Source organism: Serratia sp. CY56464 (assembly GCF_052168435.1).
Classification (GTDB): domain Bacteria; phylum Pseudomonadota; class Gammaproteobacteria; order Enterobacterales; family Enterobacteriaceae; genus Serratia; species Serratia marcescens.
In genome coordinates this window covers 2,436,109-2,453,976 of record NZ_JBJNMV010000001.1, presented here as the reverse complement: position 1 = coordinate 2,453,976, position 17,868 = coordinate 2,436,109, and the positions used below count along the sequence as shown (strand labels likewise).

General features: G+C 61.3%; 19 protein-coding genes. 16 read left to right on the top strand and 3 right to left on the bottom strand.

Features of this window, described 5'->3' with window-relative positions; translation table 11 throughout:
• Positions 1–17 precede the first annotated feature (17 nt).
• Together kdpA and ACJ8KE_RS11980 are read right to left on the bottom strand one after the other, a co-directional pair.
• On the bottom strand, positions 18–1,706 hold the full coding sequence (gene kdpA / locus ACJ8KE_RS11985; protein ID WP_117287042.1) for a potassium-transporting ATPase subunit KdpA: 1,689 nt from the start codon (positions 1,704–1,706) through the stop codon (positions 18–20).
• Positions 1,706–1,795, bottom strand: a complete 90-nt coding sequence (locus ACJ8KE_RS11980) for a K(+)-transporting ATPase subunit F (RefSeq protein ID WP_016928742.1) — start codon at positions 1,793–1,795, stop codon at positions 1,706–1,708. The genes kdpA and ACJ8KE_RS11980 overlap by 1 nt, the downstream gene beginning before the upstream one ends.
• A gap of 441 nt (positions 1,796–2,236) precedes the next feature.
• On the opposite strand from ACJ8KE_RS11980, the gene ACJ8KE_RS11975 reads away from it, so the two are divergent.
• The 12 genes from ACJ8KE_RS11975 (at position 2,237) to nei (ending at position 12,529) form a co-directional block, all read left to right on the top strand.
• On the top strand, positions 2,237–2,446 hold the full coding sequence (locus ACJ8KE_RS11975) for a YbfA family protein (RefSeq protein ID WP_004939916.1): 210 nt from the start codon (positions 2,237–2,239) through the stop codon (positions 2,444–2,446).
• Between the two features lie 142 nt (positions 2,447–2,588).
• Positions 2,589–3,545 carry a YbgA family protein gene (locus tag ACJ8KE_RS11970; RefSeq protein ID WP_442517249.1) on the top strand — a complete coding sequence of 319 codons (957 nt, stop codon included), beginning with the start codon at positions 2,589–2,591 and terminating at the stop codon, positions 3,543–3,545.
• Positions 3,546–3,560: 15 nt separating this feature from the next.
• Positions 3,561–4,991, top strand: coding sequence for a deoxyribodipyrimidine photo-lyase (phrB, locus tag ACJ8KE_RS11965; protein WP_442517248.1), 1,431 nt, complete (start codon positions 3,561–3,563; stop codon positions 4,989–4,991).
• 22 nt (positions 4,992–5,013) lie between these two features.
• The gene (locus ACJ8KE_RS11960; RefSeq protein WP_016928739.1) at positions 5,014–5,994 is read left to right on the top strand and encodes an MBL fold metallo-hydrolase; all 981 of its coding nucleotides are present in this window, start codon (positions 5,014–5,016) and stop codon (positions 5,992–5,994) included.
• An 18-nt stretch (positions 5,995–6,012) separates the two neighbouring features.
• Positions 6,013–6,756 carry a type 2 GTP cyclohydrolase I gene (locus tag ACJ8KE_RS11955; RefSeq protein ID WP_016928738.1) on the top strand — a complete coding sequence of 248 codons (744 nt, stop codon included), beginning with the start codon at positions 6,013–6,015 and terminating at the stop codon, positions 6,754–6,756.
• Positions 6,757–6,915: 159 nt separating this feature from the next.
• Positions 6,916–7,572 carry a 5-oxoprolinase subunit PxpB gene (gene pxpB / locus ACJ8KE_RS11950; protein ID WP_282676597.1) on the top strand — a complete coding sequence of 219 codons (657 nt, stop codon included), beginning with the start codon at positions 6,916–6,918 and terminating at the stop codon, positions 7,570–7,572.
• Entirely contained in the window at positions 7,566–8,498 is a 933-nt protein-coding gene (gene pxpC, locus ACJ8KE_RS11945; protein ID WP_306376652.1) for a 5-oxoprolinase subunit PxpC, read from the top strand. The genes pxpB and pxpC overlap by 7 nt, the downstream gene beginning before the upstream one ends.
• A complete protein-coding gene (gene pxpA / locus ACJ8KE_RS11940) occupies positions 8,488–9,228 on the top strand; it encodes a 5-oxoprolinase subunit PxpA (protein ID WP_016928735.1) in 741 nt (246 codons plus the stop codon). Before pxpC ends, pxpA begins: the two co-directional genes overlap by 11 nt.
• Before the next feature lie 54 nt (positions 9,229–9,282).
• Positions 9,283–10,014: a DUF969 domain-containing protein gene (locus ACJ8KE_RS11935; protein WP_016928734.1), complete on the top strand. Its 732-nt coding sequence runs from the start codon at positions 9,283–9,285 to the stop codon at positions 10,012–10,014.
• Positions 10,011–11,030: a DUF979 domain-containing protein gene (locus ACJ8KE_RS11930; RefSeq protein WP_174137945.1), complete on the top strand. Its 1,020-nt coding sequence runs from the start codon at positions 10,011–10,013 to the stop codon at positions 11,028–11,030. Before ACJ8KE_RS11935 ends, ACJ8KE_RS11930 begins: the two co-directional genes overlap by 4 nt.
• Positions 11,031–11,038: 8 nt before the next feature.
• Complete coding sequence (gene pcp, locus ACJ8KE_RS11925; RefSeq protein ID WP_016928732.1) at positions 11,039–11,683, top strand: pyroglutamyl-peptidase I; 645 nt, start codon at positions 11,039–11,041, stop codon at positions 11,681–11,683.
• 54 nt (positions 11,684–11,737) lie between these two features.
• On the top strand, positions 11,738–12,529 hold the full coding sequence (gene nei / locus ACJ8KE_RS11920; protein ID WP_306376653.1) for an endonuclease VIII: 792 nt from the start codon (positions 11,738–11,740) through the stop codon (positions 12,527–12,529).
• A gap of 58 nt (positions 12,530–12,587) precedes the next feature.
• On the opposite strand, the gene ACJ8KE_RS11915 is transcribed toward nei, so the two are convergent.
• Positions 12,588–13,880, bottom strand: a complete 1,293-nt coding sequence (locus ACJ8KE_RS11915) for a citrate synthase (RefSeq protein ID WP_016928730.1) — start codon at positions 13,878–13,880, stop codon at positions 12,588–12,590.
• A 729-nt stretch (positions 13,881–14,609) separates the two neighbouring features.
• Between ACJ8KE_RS11915 and sdhC the strand changes: the two genes are divergently transcribed.
• Genes sdhC through ACJ8KE_RS11895 form a run of 4 tightly spaced genes read left to right on the top strand, consistent with a single transcriptional unit; the run spans position 14,610 to position 17,840 of the window.
• The gene (gene sdhC, locus ACJ8KE_RS11910; RefSeq protein ID WP_004939893.1) at positions 14,610–14,999 is read left to right on the top strand and encodes a succinate dehydrogenase cytochrome b556 subunit; all 390 of its coding nucleotides are present in this window, start codon (positions 14,610–14,612) and stop codon (positions 14,997–14,999) included.
• A complete protein-coding gene (gene sdhD, locus ACJ8KE_RS11905; protein ID WP_004939891.1) occupies positions 14,993–15,340 on the top strand; it encodes a succinate dehydrogenase membrane anchor subunit in 348 nt (115 codons plus the stop codon). The genes sdhC and sdhD overlap by 7 nt, the downstream gene beginning before the upstream one ends.
• Complete coding sequence (sdhA, locus tag ACJ8KE_RS11900) at positions 15,341–17,107, top strand: succinate dehydrogenase flavoprotein subunit (RefSeq protein WP_015376974.1); 1,767 nt, start codon at positions 15,341–15,343, stop codon at positions 17,105–17,107. It begins immediately after the preceding gene.
• Between the two features lie 16 nt (positions 17,108–17,123).
• Positions 17,124–17,840, top strand: a complete 717-nt coding sequence (locus ACJ8KE_RS11895) for a succinate dehydrogenase iron-sulfur subunit (RefSeq protein ID WP_015376975.1) — start codon at positions 17,124–17,126, stop codon at positions 17,838–17,840.
• The last annotated feature ends 28 nt before the right edge of the window (positions 17,841–17,868 follow it).

Genomic DNA, 17,868 nt, shown 5'->3' with positions numbered 1-17,868 from the left:
TCTCTCTGTGACGTCGGTTAGTTTGCCAACCAAAGCTGCAAATGCTCGGCCACCGGGCCCAGCGCCAGCGCCGGCACGAAGGTCAGCGCACCCACCAGCAGCACGGTGCCGATCAGCAGGCCGATAAACAGCGGCCCATAGGTCGGCAGGGTGCCGTTGCCCGCCGGCTGACGCTGCTTGGCGCTCAGCGAACCGGCGATCGCCAGCACCGGCAGGATCACCCCGAAGCGGCCGACGAACATGGCGAAGGCCAGCAGCAGGTTGTAGAACGGCGTATTGACGCTCAACCCGGCGAAGGCGCTGCCGTTGTTGTTGGCGGCGGAAGACAGGGCGTACAGCACTTCGCTGAAGCCGTGGGCGCCCGGGTTGAGGATGCCGGCGCGGCCCGCGTCGGTGCCGATGGCCAGCGCGCTGCCCAGCAACACCAGCGTCGGCGTGACCAGGATCGCCAGCGCGGTCATCTTCATGTCGTAAACGTCGATCTTCTTGCCCAGGTATTCCGGGGTGCGGCCGATCATCAGGCCGGCGATAAACACCGTCAGCAGCACGAACAGCAGCATGCCGTACAGGCCGGAGCCGACGCCGCCGAACACCACTTCACCGATCTGCATCAGCCACATCGGCACCATGCCGCCCAGCGCGGTGAAAGAGTCGTGCATGGCGTTGACCGCCCCGCAGGACGCTGCGGTGGTCACCACCGAGAACAGGCTGGTGGCGAGAATGCCGAAGCGCGACTCTTTGCCTTCCATATTGATGTTGCTGTCGGCGCCCAGCGCGCTCAGGTGCGGGTTGCCCGACAGCTCGGCGACCATCACCACCACCACCGCCACCACGAAGATCAGCGCCATCGCCCAGATCAGCGCATGGCCCTGGCGGTTTTCACCGGCCAACTGGCCGAAGGAGAAGCACAGCGCGCAGGGGATCAGGAAGATGGCCAGCATTTGTACGAAGTTGGTCAGCACGGTTGGGTTCTCGAACGGGTGCGCCGAGTTGGCGCCGAAGAAGCCGCCGCCGTTGGTGCCGAGCATTTTGATCGCTTCCTGCGAGGCCACCGGCCCCATCGGCAGCGTCTGCTGCGCGCCTTCGAGCGTGGTGACGTGCAGGTAAGGCAGGAAGTTTTGCAGCGTGCCCTGGCTGACGAAGAACAGGGCGATCGCCAGCGCGATCGGCAGCAGCACATACAGCGTGATGCGGAACAGATCGGCCCAGGCGTTGCCGACGGTCGTGCCGGCGCGGCGGGTGAAGGCGCGGATCAGCGCAAAGGCCACGGCGATGCCGGTGGAGGCGGAGACGAAGTTCTGCACCGCCAGTCCGGCCATCTGGCTGAAATAGCTGAGGGCGCTTTCACCGCTGTAGGCCTGCCAGTTGGTGTTGGTGACGAAGCTGACGGCGGTGTTGAGCGCCAGATCCCAGGAGAGGCCCGGGAAGCCTTGCGGGTTGAGCGGCAGCGAGCCCTGCGTCATCAGCAGGGCGAACAGCAGCGCCAGGCCGAGCAGGTTAAACGCCAGGATCGCTAGCGCGTACTGCCACCAGTTCATTTCGGTGGCGCGGATGCCGCAGGCGCGCCAGACCCCGGCTTCCACCCCGCGCAGCGCAGGCAGCGGCTCACCCTCGATCAGGCGCGCCATAAAGCCGCCCAGCGGCCGTGCCAGCAGCAGAAGCACCAGCAGGAAACTGGCGATCAGTAAAAAGGCTGAAGCCGCCATCAGAAATCCTCCGCGTTAAACAGGGCGTAGACCAGATAGGCCAACAGCAGCAGAACCAACAGCGCACCACCAATAACGCTGAAACTCACGGGACACCTCCAGAGGTGTTGTTTTTGATAGAGGCAGTGTAGGGAGAGGGGTAGAAAGAAGATGAAAAAATCGCGCCGGCGGGTGTAAAAAAAGTATAAAAATGACTGAAATTTCAGCGGAAATTGGCCATTTCAGGCAGCCTGCTTGCGGCGAGATTGCGCCTGATGTGTGAATAAGCAGGGGCTGAGGCGTGGGATGAAGAACCGAATAATAACCACAATGTAACCAATGTTTAGTTAAAAATTAACTTGATTGTAACAAAATTACGAATCAGCATGGTGATTAGCGATTTTTTGTGCGATTTAGTGGTCGGATGAGTAGTAAACTTTCATCAAGTGCGCTAAAATTTTGTCCAGTTACCAAATTACCGATTGTTCATTTGATACGCCGACGCCGTTTTCCCTGACAAATCAACGGCAGGCGTTTTTAAGGAGGTTCGCATGTCTACGACCTATCACGCTTATTCATTGCATCGGATTCTCCTGCGCCGCAGCGCAGTGGTGATCGCGGGCATTTTGGCCCTGCCGGTGATGCTGTTCCGCAGCGATCGCGGGCGTTTTTACAGCTACCTGCACCGCGTCTGGTCAAAAACCAGCGATAAGCCGGTCTGGCTGCAGCAGGCGGAACTGGCGTCCTGCGATTTCTACTGAGCCACTACTGATTCACGAAAAACCCTCGCCCTGCGGCGGGGGTTTTTTTATGCCTATAGCCGCCCCTATCAAGCGCAAGGTCGTATTCGGCAAGCCATTCTTCTACACTTTCCTCAATCGGCTAACAACGCGGGAGAGCGGTATGAGTGACAAGATCCCTATCGGCATCAGCGCCTGTTTACTGGGCGATGCGGTGCGTTTCGACGGTGGCCACAAGCGGCTGGCCTTTGCGGTGGAACAGTTGGCGCCCTATGTGCGCTTTGAGCCCGTTTGCCCGGAAATGGCGATTGGTCTGCCTACGCCGCGCCCGGCGCTGCGCCTGGTGAAACAGGCGCAGCCGTGGCCGGCGATGCGTTACAGCAATGACGCCGGCGTGGATCTGACTGAGGAGATGCGCAGTTTCTCCTCGCAGCGCGTGGCCGCGTTGCAGCACCTGTGCGGTTATATCGTCTGCGCCAAGTCGCCGAGCTGCGGACTGGAGCGGGTGCGGGTCTACAGCGAGAACGGCAAAGACTCGCGTAAAAACGGCGTCGGGCTGTTTACCGCTGAACTGCTGCGTCAGATGCCGTGGCTGCCGGTGGAAGAAGACGGACGATTGCAGGATGCGGCATTGCGGGAAAACTTCATTGAACGGGTGTACGCGCTGTATGAGCTGAATATGCTGTGGCGCCAGGGGCTGACCCGCGGCGGGTTGATCGCGTTTCACAGCCGCTACAAGCTTTCACTGTTGGCGCATTCGCAGCCGGCTTATCGCGAGCTGGGGCGCTTCGTCGCCGATATTCACCGCTGGGACTCGCTGGAGGCCTTCGCCGTGGAATACCGCAGCCGCCTGATGGCGCTGTTGGCGCACAAAGCAACGCGGCGCAACCACACCAACGTGCTGATGCACGTGCAGGGCTACTTCCGCCGTCAGCTCAGCGCGGCGCAGCGTCAGGAACTGGCGCACCTGATCGACCGTTATCGGCAGGGCATGCAGCCGCTGCTGGCGCCGATCGCGCTGCTTAAGCATTACATGGCGGAATACCCCGACCGCTATCTGGCGGAACAACGTTATTTCGAACCTTACCCGGAGGCGCTGCATTTGCGTTACGGCCATTGATTGACAAGGAGTTTTATGACCACGCATCTGGTCTGGTTGCGTAACGATCTGCGTATCACCGACAACAAAGCGCTGCACGCCGCCTGCAGCGATCCCGAAGCCCGGGTGCTGGCGGTGTTTATCGCCACCCCGCAGCAGTGGCGGCAACATGAGATGGCGCCGCGGCAGGCGGCGCTGATCCACGCCAGCCTGCGGGCGGTGCAGCAGGCGTTGGCGCAAAAAGGCATTGCGCTGCATTGCCATGCTGGCACGGACTTTGCCTCGTCGATCGACTGGCTGGCGGACTATTGCGAGCGAGAGCAGGTAGATGCGCTGTTTTACAATCGCCAGTACGAACTGAATGAACGGCGCCGCGATGCGCGGTTGGAACAGCGATTGAGCGACCGGGTGGCGTGCCGCGGTTTCGATGACAGCCTGCTGTTGCCGCCGGGCAGCGTGCAAACCGGCGGCGGCGAGATGTACAAGGTCTATACGCCGTTTCGCAACGCTTTCATTCAGCGCCTGACCGAGTCCGATCTCAGCTGCCTGCCGGCGCCTAAAACCCGTGCCGGTGGCGCGTTGCCTGCGCCTGAGGTGCCGGCGGCGTTCGATTACCCCGCGGCGGAGGTTGGGGATGGCTATCCCGCCGGCGAGGAGGCCGCACTGCAACGCCTGCGCGCCTTTTGCCGTGAGCAAGTGCAGGATTACCTTCGCCAGCGCGATCTGCCCGCCATCGCCGGCACCAGCAGCCTGTCGCCCTATCTGGCGATTGGCGCGCTGTCGCCGCGCCAGTGCTTCAATCGCCTGCGCGCCGAATGCCCACGGTTGCTGGAAGATCGTGAGAGCGGCGCTTTCGCCTGGCTGAACGAGCTGATTTGGCGCGAGTTCTACCGCCATCTGCTGGTGGCCTATCCCGAGCTGTGCCGCCATCGGCCGTTTATCGCCTGGACGGACAAAGTGCGCTGGCGCGATGACGCGGCGAAGCTGCAGGCCTGGCAGCGGGGCGAGACCGGCTACCCGATCGTCGATGCCGCCATGCGCCAACTGAACGCCACCGGCTGGATGCATAACCGGCTGCGCATGATCAGCGCCAGTTTCCTGGTGAAGGATCTGCTGATCGACTGGCGGGCCGGGGAGCGCTACTTCATGTCGCAACTGCTGGACGGCGATCTGGCGGCCAACAACGGCGGCTGGCAGTGGGCGGCGTCCACCGGCACCGACGCCGCGCCGTATTTCCGCATCTTCAACCCGACGACGCAGGGTGAACGTTTTGATCCACAAGGCACTTTTATCCGTAAATGGTTGCCGGAACTGGCGGATGTGCCCGACAATGACATCCATCATCCTCACCGTTGGGCGGAAAAGCAGCCATGCGTGCTGAATTACCCGCTGCCGATCGTCGATCATAAGCAAGCCCGCCTGGAGACGCTGGCGGCGTTCGAGGCGGCGAAACGGGGAGAGTCTTGAGGCAACTGCAAGGAGCGACGCAATGATGAAAAAGGTGTTGGCCCTGTGCCTGAGCGGCTATTCCGCGCTGGCGATCGCCGGCTTTGACGTGGTGGCGCTGGGCGTCGACGGCGGCGTCAGCGACGGCAACCTGACTTCCTACCTGATCCGCAGCGACAATCAGCCGCAGTATGTGGCGCTGGACGCCGGTTCGCTGCTGCCGGGCATCGCCAAAGGGCTGGAGAAGGGCAGCTTCCCGCAGGTGACCGCCGAGTTGGCCGCGCCTTACACGCCGCAGGGCCATGTGTTCCGGCAGTTGATCGGCGGCTATTTCATCAGCCACGGCCATCTGGACCACGTGGCGGGGCTGATCGTCGGCTCGCCCGAGGACAATAAAAAAACCGTTTACGCCCAGGCTGACACCGTGCTGACCCTGCGTAATCACTACTTTAACTGGAAGGCCTGGCCGAACTTTACCGACGCCGGCAACGGTGCGCGGCTGGGCACCTACCGGCTGCAAACGGTGCGGCCGCAGCAGCGGTTTACCCTCGGGCTGACCGGGTTGACCGGCGTGATGTACCCGCTCAGCCACGATCGCTACCCGTCGTCGATGCTGCTGATTTCCAACGGTAACGAGTTCTTCGCCTACTTCGGCGATACCGGGCCGGATAAGGTGGAGCAGTCGCGCGATCTCGATACCGTCTGGCGCGCGCTGGGGCCGCTTGTCGAGCAGAAAAAGCTCAAAGGCATGATTATCGAAACCTCTTACCCCAACGGGATGGAGGACAAACATCTGTACGGTCATTTGACGCCGGCCTGGCTGCTGAAGGAGCTGAAGAACCTGACGCAGTACAGCGGCGGCGAAGGCTCGCTGAAGGGTCTGCCGGTGGTCATCAGCCACATCAAGCCCAGCCTGAAGCAGGGCGAAGACGCGCGCGCCGCCATTGCGCAGCAGCTGACGCAGGGCAACGATCTGGGGGTGAAATTCATCCTGATGGCGCAGGGCGACCGGCAGACATTTTGACTATGAAGAGAGAAGAGAATGCGTAACCTCGATCTGGAACAACTGATCAACACGGAACTGAACGCCGCGGCGTTTCAGGACTACGCCCCCAACGGTTTGCAGGTAGAAGGCCGCCCGCACGTGCAGCGCATCGTGACCGGCGTCACCGCCTGTCAGGCGCTGCTGGACGCCGCGGTGGCGCATCAGGCCGACGCGATTATCGTACACCACGGCTATTTCTGGAAAAACGAGGCGCCGGCGGTGCGCGGCATGAAACGCAATCGCCTGAAAACGCTGCTGACCCACGATATCAATCTGTACGGCTACCACCTGCCGCTGGACGCGCATCCGGTGCTGGGCAACAACGCGCAGCTGGCGCAGGCGCTGGGCATCCGGGTGATTGGCGACGTCGAGCCGCTGGTGCCGCACGGCGAATTTGAACAGCCGCTGACCGGTGAAGCGCTGCAGCAGCGTATCGAAAGCCGACTGGGGCGCGCGGTGCTGCACTGCGGCGATAACGCGCCTGAACATATTCGCCGGGTGGCCTGGTGCACCGGCGGCGGCCAGGGCTTTATCGACAGCGCGGCGCGTTTCGGCGTCGATGCGTTCATCAGCGGTGAAGTGTCTGAGCAGACCATTCACAGCGCGCGTGAAATGGGCGTACATTTCTTCGCCGCCGGTCACCACGCCACCGAGCGCGGCGGCGTGAAAGCGTTGGGTGAGTGGCTGGCCCAGCACCACGGCTTTGATGTGACCTTTATCGATATCCCGAATCCCGCCTGATTTTTTTCTTCCCCGGATCCAGCCCGGCCTGTGCGCCGGCTGAATCCTTTTATCGCGCTATTTCCTTATTTTCCTTATGGTTGCGCTCTATTGACAGCCGGGGCCGCGTCACGCATAACTGGTGTGTTTTTCAGCGCGATAATAATAAGGAGAATAAGGGTGCAACAAGCGCGTTATTACCTGTTGGGTGAAAGAGCGGTAGTGCTTGAACTGTCGCCGCCGGTGACGTTGCCGAGCCAGCAGCGCATCTGGGCGCTGGCGGAAAAGCTGAATCACCATCCCGACGTGCGGGAAGTGGTGCCGGGGATGAACAACCTGACGCTGTTGCTGCATACGCCGCAGGCCGACGCCGAAGCGATGCTGGCGTTGCTGCAGCAGGGCTGGGAAAGCAAAGAGCGCCTGGCGCCGGAGTCGCGCCAGGTGGATATTCCGGTTGTCTACGGCGGGGAACAGGGCCCCGACCTGGATGAGGTGGCGCGCCATACCGGCATGACGCCGCAACAGGTGGTGGAATGCCACGCGGCGGCAGCTTATGTGGTCTATTTTCTCGGCTTTCAGCCGGGCTTCTCCTATTTGGGCGGCATGCCGGAACAACTGGCGACGCCGCGCCGCGCTGAACCGCGTCTGGCGGTGGCGGCCGGCTCCGTCGGCATCGGCGGCGGCCAGACCGGCATCTATCCGCTGGTGACGCCCGGCGGCTGGCAGCTGATCGGCCGCACGCCGTTGGCGTTGTTCAATCCGCATGAAATGCCGCCGACGCTGCTGCGTCCGGGCGATAACGTACGCTTTGTGCCGCAGAAGGAGGGCGTATGCTGATTATTCTGCGCGCCGGCATCTATACCACGGTGCAGGATTTGGGCCGCGAGGGATTCCGCCGTCTGGGCATCAGCACCGGCGGAGCGCTGGATCAACCGGCGCTGAAGATCGCCAACCTGCTGGTGGGCAATGCGCCGGAGGCCGCCGGGCTGGAGATCACGCTCGGCCAGTTCAGCGCCGAGTTTACCCGCGCAGGCTGGATCGCTCTGACCGGCGCCGGCTGCGACGCGCAGTTGGACGGCAAGCCGCTGTGGACCGGCTGGCGCTATCCGGTGAAAAAGGGGCAGCGGCTGGCGCTGGGCACGCCGAAACGCGGCATGCGCAGCTACCTGGCGATCTCGGGCGGTATCGCCGTGCCGGAAATGCTGGGATCGTGCAGCACCGACATGAAAGCCGCCTTTGGCGGCCACGAAGGCCGTAACCTGAAGGACGGCGATCGGCTGCCGCTGGGCAACTCTGCCGCTCAACCGCAACATTCCTGCGGCGTGAAACAGCTGCTGTTCACCAACCGCATCCGTGCTTTGCCGGGGCCGGAGTACGCCGAGTTCAGCGAAGAGGCGCAGGACACGTTCTGGCGCTCCGCCTGGCAGCTCAGCCCGCAGAGCAACCGCATGGGCTACCGCCTGCATGGCGGCACGCCGCTGGCGCGCACCACTGAGAGAGAGATGCTGTCGCACGGCCTGATGCCCGGCGTGGTGCAGGTGCCGCACAACGGCCAGCCGATCGTGCTGATGGCTGATGCGCAAACCACCGGCGGTTACCCGCGCATCGCCTGCGTGATCGAAGCCGATCTCTACCATCTGGCGCAGGTCCGTCTCGGCGAACCGATCCACTTCGTTCTCTGCTCATTGGCCGAGGCGCAGCGCGCCAAGGCCGAGCAGGATCTCTTCCTTCGACAGATTGCCTGGGGGTTACATGATCGTTGATTTGAACGCCGATCTCGGCGAAGGCTGCGCCAACGACCAGGCGCTGCTGCAATTGGTGAGTTCGGCCAACATCGCCTGCGGCTTCCACGCCGGCGATGCGCAGACCATGCGTCAGTCGGTGCGCTGGGCATTGCAGTACGGCGTGGCGATTGGCGCCCACCCGAGTTTTCCCGATCGGGAGAACTTCGGCCGGACCCGCATGCAGCTGCCGCCGGAAACGGTCTACGCGCAGGTGGTGTATCAGCTCGGGGCGCTGGCGGCCATCGCCCGCGCCGAGGGCGGAGTGATGGTGCACGTTAAGCCGCACGGCATGCTGTACAACCAGGCGGCGGTTGAGCCGGCGCTGGCGGAAGCGATCGCTCGGGCGGTGCAGGCGGTCGATCCGGCGCTGCGGCTGGTGGGGCTGGCCGGCAGCGCGCTGATCCGCGCCGGGGAACAACTTGGCCTGACCACCCGGCAAGAGGTATTCGCCGATCGCGGCTATCAGGCCGACGGCACGCTGGTGCCGCGCGGTTTGCCGGGGGCGCTGATCGAGGACGACGAACAGGCGCTGGCGCAAACGCTGGAGATGGTGCGCCATCACCGGGTTCGCAGCGTGGATGGCGTCTGGGCCGCCGTACAGGCGGAAACCGTCTGCCTGCACGGGGACGGCGAGCATGCGCTGGCGTATGCGCGCAAGCTGCGGGACAGTTTTGTTCAGCAGGGCATCCGCGTCAGCGCGGAGCAATAAAGCAAGACACAACATCACAAGCAAAAAACTATTAGAAAATATTGAGGGAAGACTATGGAACAGGCCGTGAATCTCTGGCCACTGATCGGCATCGCTGCGATCGTGGTCGGGTTTGTATTGCGTTTCAATCCGGTGCTGGTGGTGATCGCCGCCGGCATCATCACCGGTCTGGCGGCGCTAATGCCGCTGGACGTCATTCTGGAAAAGCTCGGCGAGGGCTTTCTCAATACCCGCAACCTGCCGCTGATCCTGCTGTTGCCGCTGGCGGTGATCGGCCTGCTGGAACGACACGGGCTGAAAGAGCGGGCGCAGGCGTGGATCGCCAAGATCAAAAGCGCCACCGCCGGCCGTTTGCTGATTGTGTACCTGTTCGTGCGCGAGATCACCGCGGCGATGGGGCTGACCAGCCTGGGTGGGCACCCGCAGATGGTGCGGCCGCTGCTGGCGCCGATGGCGGAAGGGGCGACGGAAAACCGCTACGGCGAGCTGCCAGAGCGCACCCGCCACCGCCTGCGCGCCATGTCGGCCGCGACCGACAACGTCGGGCTGTTCTTCGGCGAGGATATTTTCGTGGCCTTCGGCGCGATCATCTTCATGCATAACTTTATGCTGGAGTCCGGCGGCATTCAGACCGAGCCGCTGCATATCGCGCTGTGGGGCATTCCGACCGCCATTTTCGCTTTCCTGATCCACGCGTTCCGGCTGTATCGGATGGATAAACAGCTGAGCGCCGAGCTGGCGCAGCTGAATCAGGCGGCGCTGCAGGCGAAGGGGGAGGCGCGATGAACTTCCAGCAACAATATCTCTACTGGCTGGCCGGCGCGGTGCTGCTGATTGTGGCGGTGATGTCCTTCCGCGATCGCGCCAACCCGCGCCGCATCACCACCGGGCTGTTTTGGGGGCTGTACGGCCTGGTATTCCTGGTCGGCGACTGGACTTACCGCCTGCTGGGCGATGTGCTCGGCGAAGGCAGCAACGAGAAACGCATGCTGCATATCATCGTTGGCGGGGTGGTGGTGGTGATGGCCCTGATCGCCGGCTTCGGCGGCGTGCGCCTCGGCAGCTATCATCAGCGAACGCCGCAGGAGCGCGAGGCCAGCGCCAAGCGTTTGGGCAACAAGCTGTTTATCCCCGCGTTGGCGATCCCGGTCGTGACGGTGATCGGCGTGCTACTGTTCAACAACGTGCCGGCGTTGCAAAGCGCGGTGTTCGGCAGCGGTAACCACGCGACGCTGATCACCCTGTTCTCGATGACCGTCGGCTGCCTGATCGGTCTGGCGATCGCGGTGAAAATGACCCGTGAGAAGGCCCTGCAGCCGATACAGGAAGCGCGGCGCCTGCTGGATTCGATCGGCTGGGCGTTCATTCTGCCGCAGATCCTCGCCACGCTGGGGTTGCTGTTTACCGTCGCCGGCGTCGGCACCGCAATCTCGCATTTGACCCAGGAGTATCTGGCGGTGGATAACCGCTTTATCGCCGTGGCGGTCTACGCTATCGGTATGGCGGTGCTGACCATGGTGATGGGCAACGCCTTCGCCGCGTTCCCGATCGTCACCGCAGGCATCGGCATTCCGATTCTGGTGCTGCAACACGGCGGCAACCCGGCGGTGATGGCGGCGATCGGCATGTTCTCCGGCTATTGCGGCACCCTGATGACGCCGATGGCGGCGAACTTCAACATTGTGCCGGCGGCGCTGCTGGAGTTGCCGGACAAGAATGCGGTGATCAAGGCGCAGGTGCCGACCGGTGTGCTGCTGCTGTTGGTTAACGTGTTCCTGCTGTATTTCCTGATGTTCCTGTAGGAGTAAGGATGCAAAAAGTATTGATCACCGGCTTCGAGCCGTTTGGTGGTGAGCGCCTCAATCCCTCCTGGGAAGTGGTGAAGCAGCTCAACGATATGGAACTGGTCGGCACGCGCATTGTGGCGCGCCAGCTGCCGTGCGTGTTCGGCGCGGCGCTGGAGGCGCTCAACGCGGCGATCGACGAGGTGCAGCCGGTGATGGTACTGGCTATCGGCCAGGCCGGCGGCCGCACCGACATCACGATTGAACGGGTGGCGATCAACGTCGACGACGCGCGTATCCCCGACAATCAGGGGCAGCAGCCGGTGGACGAACCGATCGTCGCCGGCGGTCCGGCGGCCTATTTCAGCACTTTGCCGATCAAAGCGATGGTGAGTTCGATGCGCGAGGCCGGCATTCCGGCCGCCGTTTCGCAGACTGCCGGCACCTACGTGTGCAACCATGTGATGTATGGGCTGCTGCACCGTTTGAGCGGCCAACGCGAGGTGAAGGGCGGTTTTATCCATATCCCGTATTTGCCTGAGCAGGCGGCGGCGCACCCCGGCGCGCCGAGCATGGCGGCTTCGACGGTGCTGTTTGCGCTGGAGCTGGCCGTTTCCATCGCTTTGCAGGTGGAACACGATCTGAAAGTGGTGGGCGGCGCGACGCATTAATCAAGAACACTCCCGGCGCACCGGGTTGCGCCGGGTCTACGCAAGGAGTGGTCTATGCCGGAAGGACCGGAGATCCGCCGGGCGGCGGACAAACTGGCGGCGGCGGTGATCGATCAGCCGCTGACCGCCGTCGATTTCACTTTTCCCCAGTTGAAGCACTACCGCCAGCGTTTGCTCGGCGAGCGCATCGTCGCCATCGAGCCGCGCGGCAAGGCGCTGCTGACCCATTTCTCCAACGGGCTGACGATGTACAGCCATAACCAGCTGTATGGCGTGTGGAAAGTGGCGGCGGCGGGGGAGACGCCGGAGACCAAACGCGAACTGCGGGTGCGGCTGGAAACCGCCCGCAGCGCGATATTGCTCTACAGCGCTTCCGACATTACCCTCGGGCCGCGCGAGGAAATAGAACAACACCCGTTTTTGCAACGCATCGGTCCCGACGTGTTGGACATGTCGCTGACGGTGGATGAGGTGCAGGAGCGTTTGCTGACGCCGCGTTTTCGCCGCCGGCAGCTGGGCGGCATGCTGCTCGACCAGGCGTTTCTTGCCGGATTGGGCAACTATCTGCGCGCCGAAATCCTGTGGCAGGCCGAGTTGGTGCCGCAGCACAAACCGCAGGATCTGGCGCCAGAGGCGCTGCGGCGCCTGGCGGAGGCGTCGCTGGCGGTGCCGCGCCTTTCCTACCAGACGCGCGGGCAGGCGGATGACAACCGGCATCACGGCGCGCTGTTTCGCTTCAAGGTGTTTCATCGCAGCGGTGAGCCGTGCGAACGCTGCGGTGGGATGATCGTGCGTACGGACCTGTCGTCGCGGCCGTTTTATTGGTGCCCGGGCTGCCAGAAATAACCAAAAAAAAACGCCGCCCGAAGGGGCGGCGCTGTACGGTTTCAGCCAGGAAAGTGGCTTACTTGTTTTTCAGCTGGGATTTGAAATCACGCTCGGCATAGCCGGTGTACAGCTGACGCGGACGGGCAATTTTGATGCCTTCGTCGTGCATTTCGTTCCAGTGGGCGATCCAGCCGATGGTGCGCGCGATGGCGAAGATCACGGTGAACATGGAAGAAGGAATGCCCATCGCCTTCAGGATGATGCCGGAGTAGAAGTCGACGTTCGGGTACAGTTTCTTCTCGATGAAGTACGGGTCGTTCAGCGCGATGTGTTCCAGCTCCATCGCCACTTGCAGCAGGTTGTCGTCCTTCTTGTTCAGCTCTTTCAGCACTTCGTGACAGGTTTCGCGCATCACGGTGGCGCGCGGATCGTAGTTCTTGTACACGCGGTGGCCGAAGCCCATCAGGCGGAAGGAGTCGTTCTTGTCCTTGGCGCGCTTGATGAATTCCGGAATGTGCTCGACGGTCTTGATCTCTTCCAGCATTTTCAGCGCCGCTTCGTTGGCGCCGCCGTGCGCCGGCCCCCACAGGGAGGCGATGCCGGCCGCGATGCAGGCGAACGGGTTGGCGCCGGAAGAGCCGGCGGTGCGCACGGTTGAGGTAGAGGCGTTCTGCTCATGGTCGGCGTGCAGGATCAGGATGCGGTCCATGGCGCGTTCCAGCACCGGGTTCACCACGTATTCTTCGCACGGAGTGGCGAACATCATGTGCAGGAAGTTGCCGGCGTAGGACAGATCGTTGCGCGGATAAACGAACGGCTGGCCCAGGGAGTATTTGTAGCACATCGCGGCCACGGTCGGCATTTTGGACAGCAGGCGGAACGCGGTGATTTCACGGTGACGCTCGTTGTTGACGTCCAGCGCATCGTGGTAGAACGCCGCCAGCGCGCCGGTCACGCCGCACAGCACCGCCATCGGGTGCGAGTCGCGGCGGAAGCCACGGAACAGATGGGTGATCTGGTCGTGGATCATGGTATGGCGGGTTACGGTGGTCTTGAAGGTTTCGAATTCTTCCGGCGTTGGGGTCTCGCCGTACAGCAGGATGTAGCACACTTCCAGGTAGGAAGATTCTTTCGCCAGCTGCTCGATAGGGAAGCCGCGGTGCAGCAGCACGCCTTTGTCGCCGTCGATGAAGGTAATCTTGGATTCGCAAGAAGCGGTGGAGGTAAAGCCGGGATCAAATGTGAAATAACCTTTGGAACCCAGGGCGCGGACATCGAGGACATCAGGGCCCAGTGTCGGTGTCAATACGCCCAGTTCGATCGGAGCTTCGCTGTCGTTAATGGTTAGCGTCGCTTTCTTATCAGTCATTTACTGTCTCCTTAGCGCCTTATTTTAAAAACCACTAACAACTGAAATACCTTAAATCTCTGCAGGTTGCCCGCAAAAAATGGTGCGGACGCTAACTCTGTGAGCGACTGCGCAACTGTGCGCGGGTAGGGTACAGAGTGCTGACCAGGCGAACGAGACGGGTGACCAGTTGTTAACGATTCAGAGTAATTCGTTATAGTCTGTTAATCTTACCTATGAGCTGTTCGAAGAGATGTGAACCTATCCCAATAATCTGTTTTTTATGTGCTTTATTTGCTTTTGACGCCGGCAAACTCGAGCGGGAAACAACGGCTATTGGGATAGGTTCGCCAAATACACTGTTGCATAACTCGAACCCGGGAGGAAGTGTATCTGCTGACCCATAGCGCATCATAGGACCGTTTGTGCCCCTATATGTAATGGAAATGTTGATCTCTTGTCAAATCAGATAATTAATTTTGCACTAATTGTGAAATCCGTGATCTGAATCACTGTTCGGGGGAAATGTTATCAAAGCGGTTGTATGAGAATTGTAATCAGAATGTGATCCTCCTATACTGCCGCCAGGTCTCCGGATTACCCTGAAGTAGGAGCACCCAGCGTTATAAATGCGCGCCGTTTGAGCACAGAGGATGTTGATGTTTGAGCGCGTGACGTGTAAGGGTTTTAGGCTCTTAACGCTGTCTGATCCCCGCCCAGGCCCGGAGGAAGGAAAATAATAAGAGCTGTGTGGGCAAATACGTGAAAAAACAACGACCTGTCAACTTGGATCTGCAAACGATCCGGTTCCCCGTAACTGCGATAGCGTCTATCTTACACCGAGTCTCTGGCGTAATTACCTTCGTTGCCGTGGGTATCCTCCTCTGGCTGCTGGGCCTGTCACTCTCTTCCCAAGAGGGGTTCCTGCAGGCGGCCGCCATCATGAATAGCTTCATCGTCAAATTCATATTCTGGGGCATCCTTACGGCGCTGGCCTATCACATTTGCGGTGGCATCCGTCACTTGTTAATGGATTTTGGCTACATCGAAGAGAGTTTGGCCGCCGGCACCCGTTCCGCCCAGGTGGCGATCGGTCTGACCGTCGTGCTGTCAGTTCTGGCTGGAGTCCTCGTATGGTAAACAACGTTTCTGCATTAGGGCGCAACGGCGTGCACGATTGGCTGCTGCTGCGTGCTTCCGCGATCATCATCACCCTGTACGTCCTGTATATCCTGGGCTTTTTCGTCACGGCTCCGGAACTCACTTATGACATCTGGCGCGGTTTCTTCGCCACTTCCATTACGAAAGTGTTCACTCTGCTGACCTTGCTGTCGATTCTGGTGCACGCCTGGATCGGGCTGTGGCAGGTGCTGACGGACTACGTCAAGCCGCTGGCGGTTCGCCTGGTGTTGCAGCTGGCTGTCGTGGTCGCGTTGCTGGTCTATTTACTGTACGGAACAATCGTAGTGTGGGGTGCTTAAATGAAACTGCCAGTCAGAGAGTTTGATGCCGTCGTAATCGGCGCCGGCGGTGCGGGCATGCGTGCCGCGCTGCAAATTTCCCAAGCGGGCTCGACCTGTGCCCTGCTGTCCAAAGTTTTCCCGACCCGTTCCCATACCGTGTCCGCACAGGGCGGCATTACCGTCGCGCTTGGCAACAGCCACGAGGACAACTGGGAATGGCATATGTACGACACGGTGAAAGGTTCCGACTATATCGGTGACCAGGACGCCATCGAATATATGTGTAAAACCGGCCCGGAAGCGATTCTGGAACTGGAACACATGGGCCTGCCGTTCTCTCGTCTGGACGACGGCCGCATTTATCAGCGCCCGTTCGGCGGCCAGTCGCTGAACTTCGGCGGCGAGCAGGCGGCGCGTACCGCAGCCGCAGCCGACCGTACCGGCCATGCGCTGCTGCATACCCTGTACCAACAGAACCTGAAAAACCACACCACCATCTTCTCCGAGTGGTATGCGCTTGATCTGGTGAAAAACCAGGACGGCGCGGTGGTCGGCACCACGGCTATCTGCATCGAAACCGGTGAAGTGGTTTACTTCAAAGCCAAGGCCACCGTGCTGGCGACCGGCGGCGCAGGCCGCATTTACCAGTCCACCACCAACGCCCACATCAACACCGGCGACGGTGTCGGCATGGCGCTGCGCGCCGGCGTGCCGGTGCAGGACATGGAAATGTGGCAGTTCCACCCGACCGGCATCGCCGGCGCGGGCGTGCTGGTGACCGAAGGCTGCCGCGGCGAAGGCGGTTACCTGCTGAACAAGCACGGCGAGCGCTTCATGGAGCGTTATGCGCCGAACGCCAAAGATCTGGCGGGCCGCGACGTGGTTGCCCGTTCGATCATGATCGAAATCCGCGAAGGCCGCGGCTGCGACGGTCCTTGGGGCCCGCACGCCAAGCTGAAGCTGGATCACCTGGGCAAAGAGGTGCTGGAATCCCGTCTGCCGGGCATTCTGGAACTGTCCCGCACCTTCGCGCACGTCGATCCGGTGAAAGAGCCGATCCCGGTTATCCCAACCTGTCACTATATGATGGGCGGCATTCCGACCAAGGTGACCGGCCAGGCGCTGACCGTGAACGAGAAGGGCGAAGACGTGGTGATCCCGGGGCTGTTCGCCGTGGGCGAAATCGCCTGCGTATCGGTGCACGGCGCCAACCGCCTGGGCGGCAACTCGCTGCTCGACCTGGTGGTGTTCGGCCGTTCCGCCGGCATGCACCTGCAGGAATCGCTGGAAGAGCAGGGCGTGAGCCGTGACGCCAGCGACTCCGACGTGGAAGCCTCGCTGGACCGTCTGAATCGTTGGAACAACACCCGTTCCGGCGAAGACCCGGTCGAAATTCGCAAAGCGCTGCAGTCTTGCATGCAGCACAACTTCTCGGTATTCCGCGAAGGCGATGCGATGGCCAAGGGCCTGGAAGAACTGAAAGTGATCCGTGAACGTCTGAAGAACGCACGCCTGGACGATACCTCCAGCGAGTTCAACACCCAGCGCATCGAATGTCTGGAGTTGGATAACCTGATGGAGACCGCGTATTCCACCGCCGTGTCGGCCAACTTCCGTACCGAGAGCCGTGGCGCGCACAGCCGCTTCGACTATCCGGAACGCGATGACGCCAACTGGCTGTGCCATTCGCTGTATCTGCCGCAATCGGAAAGCATGACGCGTCGTGAAGTGAACATGCAACCGAAGCTGCGCCCGGCATTCCCGCCGAAAGTGCGTTCTTACTAATTGCGGAGATCGACAGATGAAACTCGAATTTTCCATTTATCGCTACAATCCGGATGTCGACGACGCGCCGCACATGCAGGATTACACCCTGGAAGCGGAAGAAGGTCGCGACATGATGCTGCTGGATGCGTTGATCCAGCTGAAAGAAAAAGACCCGACCCTGTCGTTCCGTCGCTCATGCCGCGAAGGCGTGTGCGGTTCCGACGGCCTGAACATGAACGGTAAAAACGGCCTCGCGTGCATCACTCCGGTTTCGTCGCTGCGCAAAGGCAACGGCAAGATCGTGATCCGTCCGCTGCCGGGCCTGCCGGTGGTGCGCGATCTGGTGGTGGATATGGGCCAGTTCTATACCCAATATGAAAAGATCAAGCCATACCTGCTGAACGACGGCAAGAACCCGCCGGCGCGCGAGCACCTGCAATCGCCGGAGCAGCGCGCCAAGTTGGACGGTCTGTACGAGTGCATCCTGTGCGCCTGCTGTTCAACCTCTTGCCCATCGTTCTGGTGGAACCCGGACAAGTTCATCGGCCCAGCCGGTCTGTTGGCGGCGTATCGCTTCCTGATCGACAGCCGTGACACGGAAACGCAAGAACGTTTAGATGATCTGGACGACGCTTTTAGTGTTTTCCGCTGCCATAGCATTATGAATTGTGTCAGTGTATGCCCTAAAGGCTTGAACCCGACGCGTGCGATCGGGCATATCAAGTCCATGCTGCTGCAACGCGGCGCATAAACGGAATGAGATGCTGCGCCGGGCTCTT

Bases quoted from the DNA above. Each gene is read 5' to 3' on its own strand.
- kdpA (WP_117287042.1), bottom strand. From the start codon at position 1,706: ATGGCGGCTTCAGCCTTTTTACTGATCGCCAGTTTCCTGCTGGTGCTT.
- ACJ8KE_RS11975 (WP_004939916.1), top strand. From the start codon at position 2,237: ATGTCTACGACCTATCACGCTTATTCATTGCATCGGATTCTCCTGCGC.
- ACJ8KE_RS11970 (WP_442517249.1), top strand. From the start codon at position 2,589: ATGAGTGACAAGATCCCTATCGGCATCAGCGCCTGTTTACTGGGCGAT.
- phrB (WP_442517248.1), top strand. From the start codon at position 3,561: ATGACCACGCATCTGGTCTGGTTGCGTAACGATCTGCGTATCACCGAC.
- ACJ8KE_RS11960 (WP_016928739.1), top strand. From the start codon at position 5,014: ATGATGAAAAAGGTGTTGGCCCTGTGCCTGAGCGGCTATTCCGCGCTG.
- ACJ8KE_RS11955 (WP_016928738.1), top strand. From the start codon at position 6,013: ATGCGTAACCTCGATCTGGAACAACTGATCAACACGGAACTGAACGCC.
- pxpC (WP_306376652.1), top strand. From the start codon at position 7,566: ATGCTGATTATTCTGCGCGCCGGCATCTATACCACGGTGCAGGATTTG.
- pxpA (WP_016928735.1), top strand. From the start codon at position 8,488: ATGATCGTTGATTTGAACGCCGATCTCGGCGAAGGCTGCGCCAACGAC.
- ACJ8KE_RS11935 (WP_016928734.1), top strand. From the start codon at position 9,283: ATGGAACAGGCCGTGAATCTCTGGCCACTGATCGGCATCGCTGCGATC.
- ACJ8KE_RS11930 (WP_174137945.1), top strand. From the start codon at position 10,011: ATGAACTTCCAGCAACAATATCTCTACTGGCTGGCCGGCGCGGTGCTG.
- pcp (WP_016928732.1), top strand. From the start codon at position 11,039: ATGCAAAAAGTATTGATCACCGGCTTCGAGCCGTTTGGTGGTGAGCGC.
- nei (WP_306376653.1), top strand. From the start codon at position 11,738: ATGCCGGAAGGACCGGAGATCCGCCGGGCGGCGGACAAACTGGCGGCG.
- ACJ8KE_RS11915 (WP_016928730.1), bottom strand. From the start codon at position 13,880: ATGACTGATAAGAAAGCGACGCTAACCATTAACGACAGCGAAGCTCCG.
- sdhD (WP_004939891.1), top strand. From the start codon at position 14,993: ATGGTAAACAACGTTTCTGCATTAGGGCGCAACGGCGTGCACGATTGG.
- sdhA (WP_015376974.1), top strand. From the start codon at position 15,341: ATGAAACTGCCAGTCAGAGAGTTTGATGCCGTCGTAATCGGCGCCGGC.
- ACJ8KE_RS11895 (WP_015376975.1), top strand. From the start codon at position 17,124: ATGAAACTCGAATTTTCCATTTATCGCTACAATCCGGATGTCGACGAC.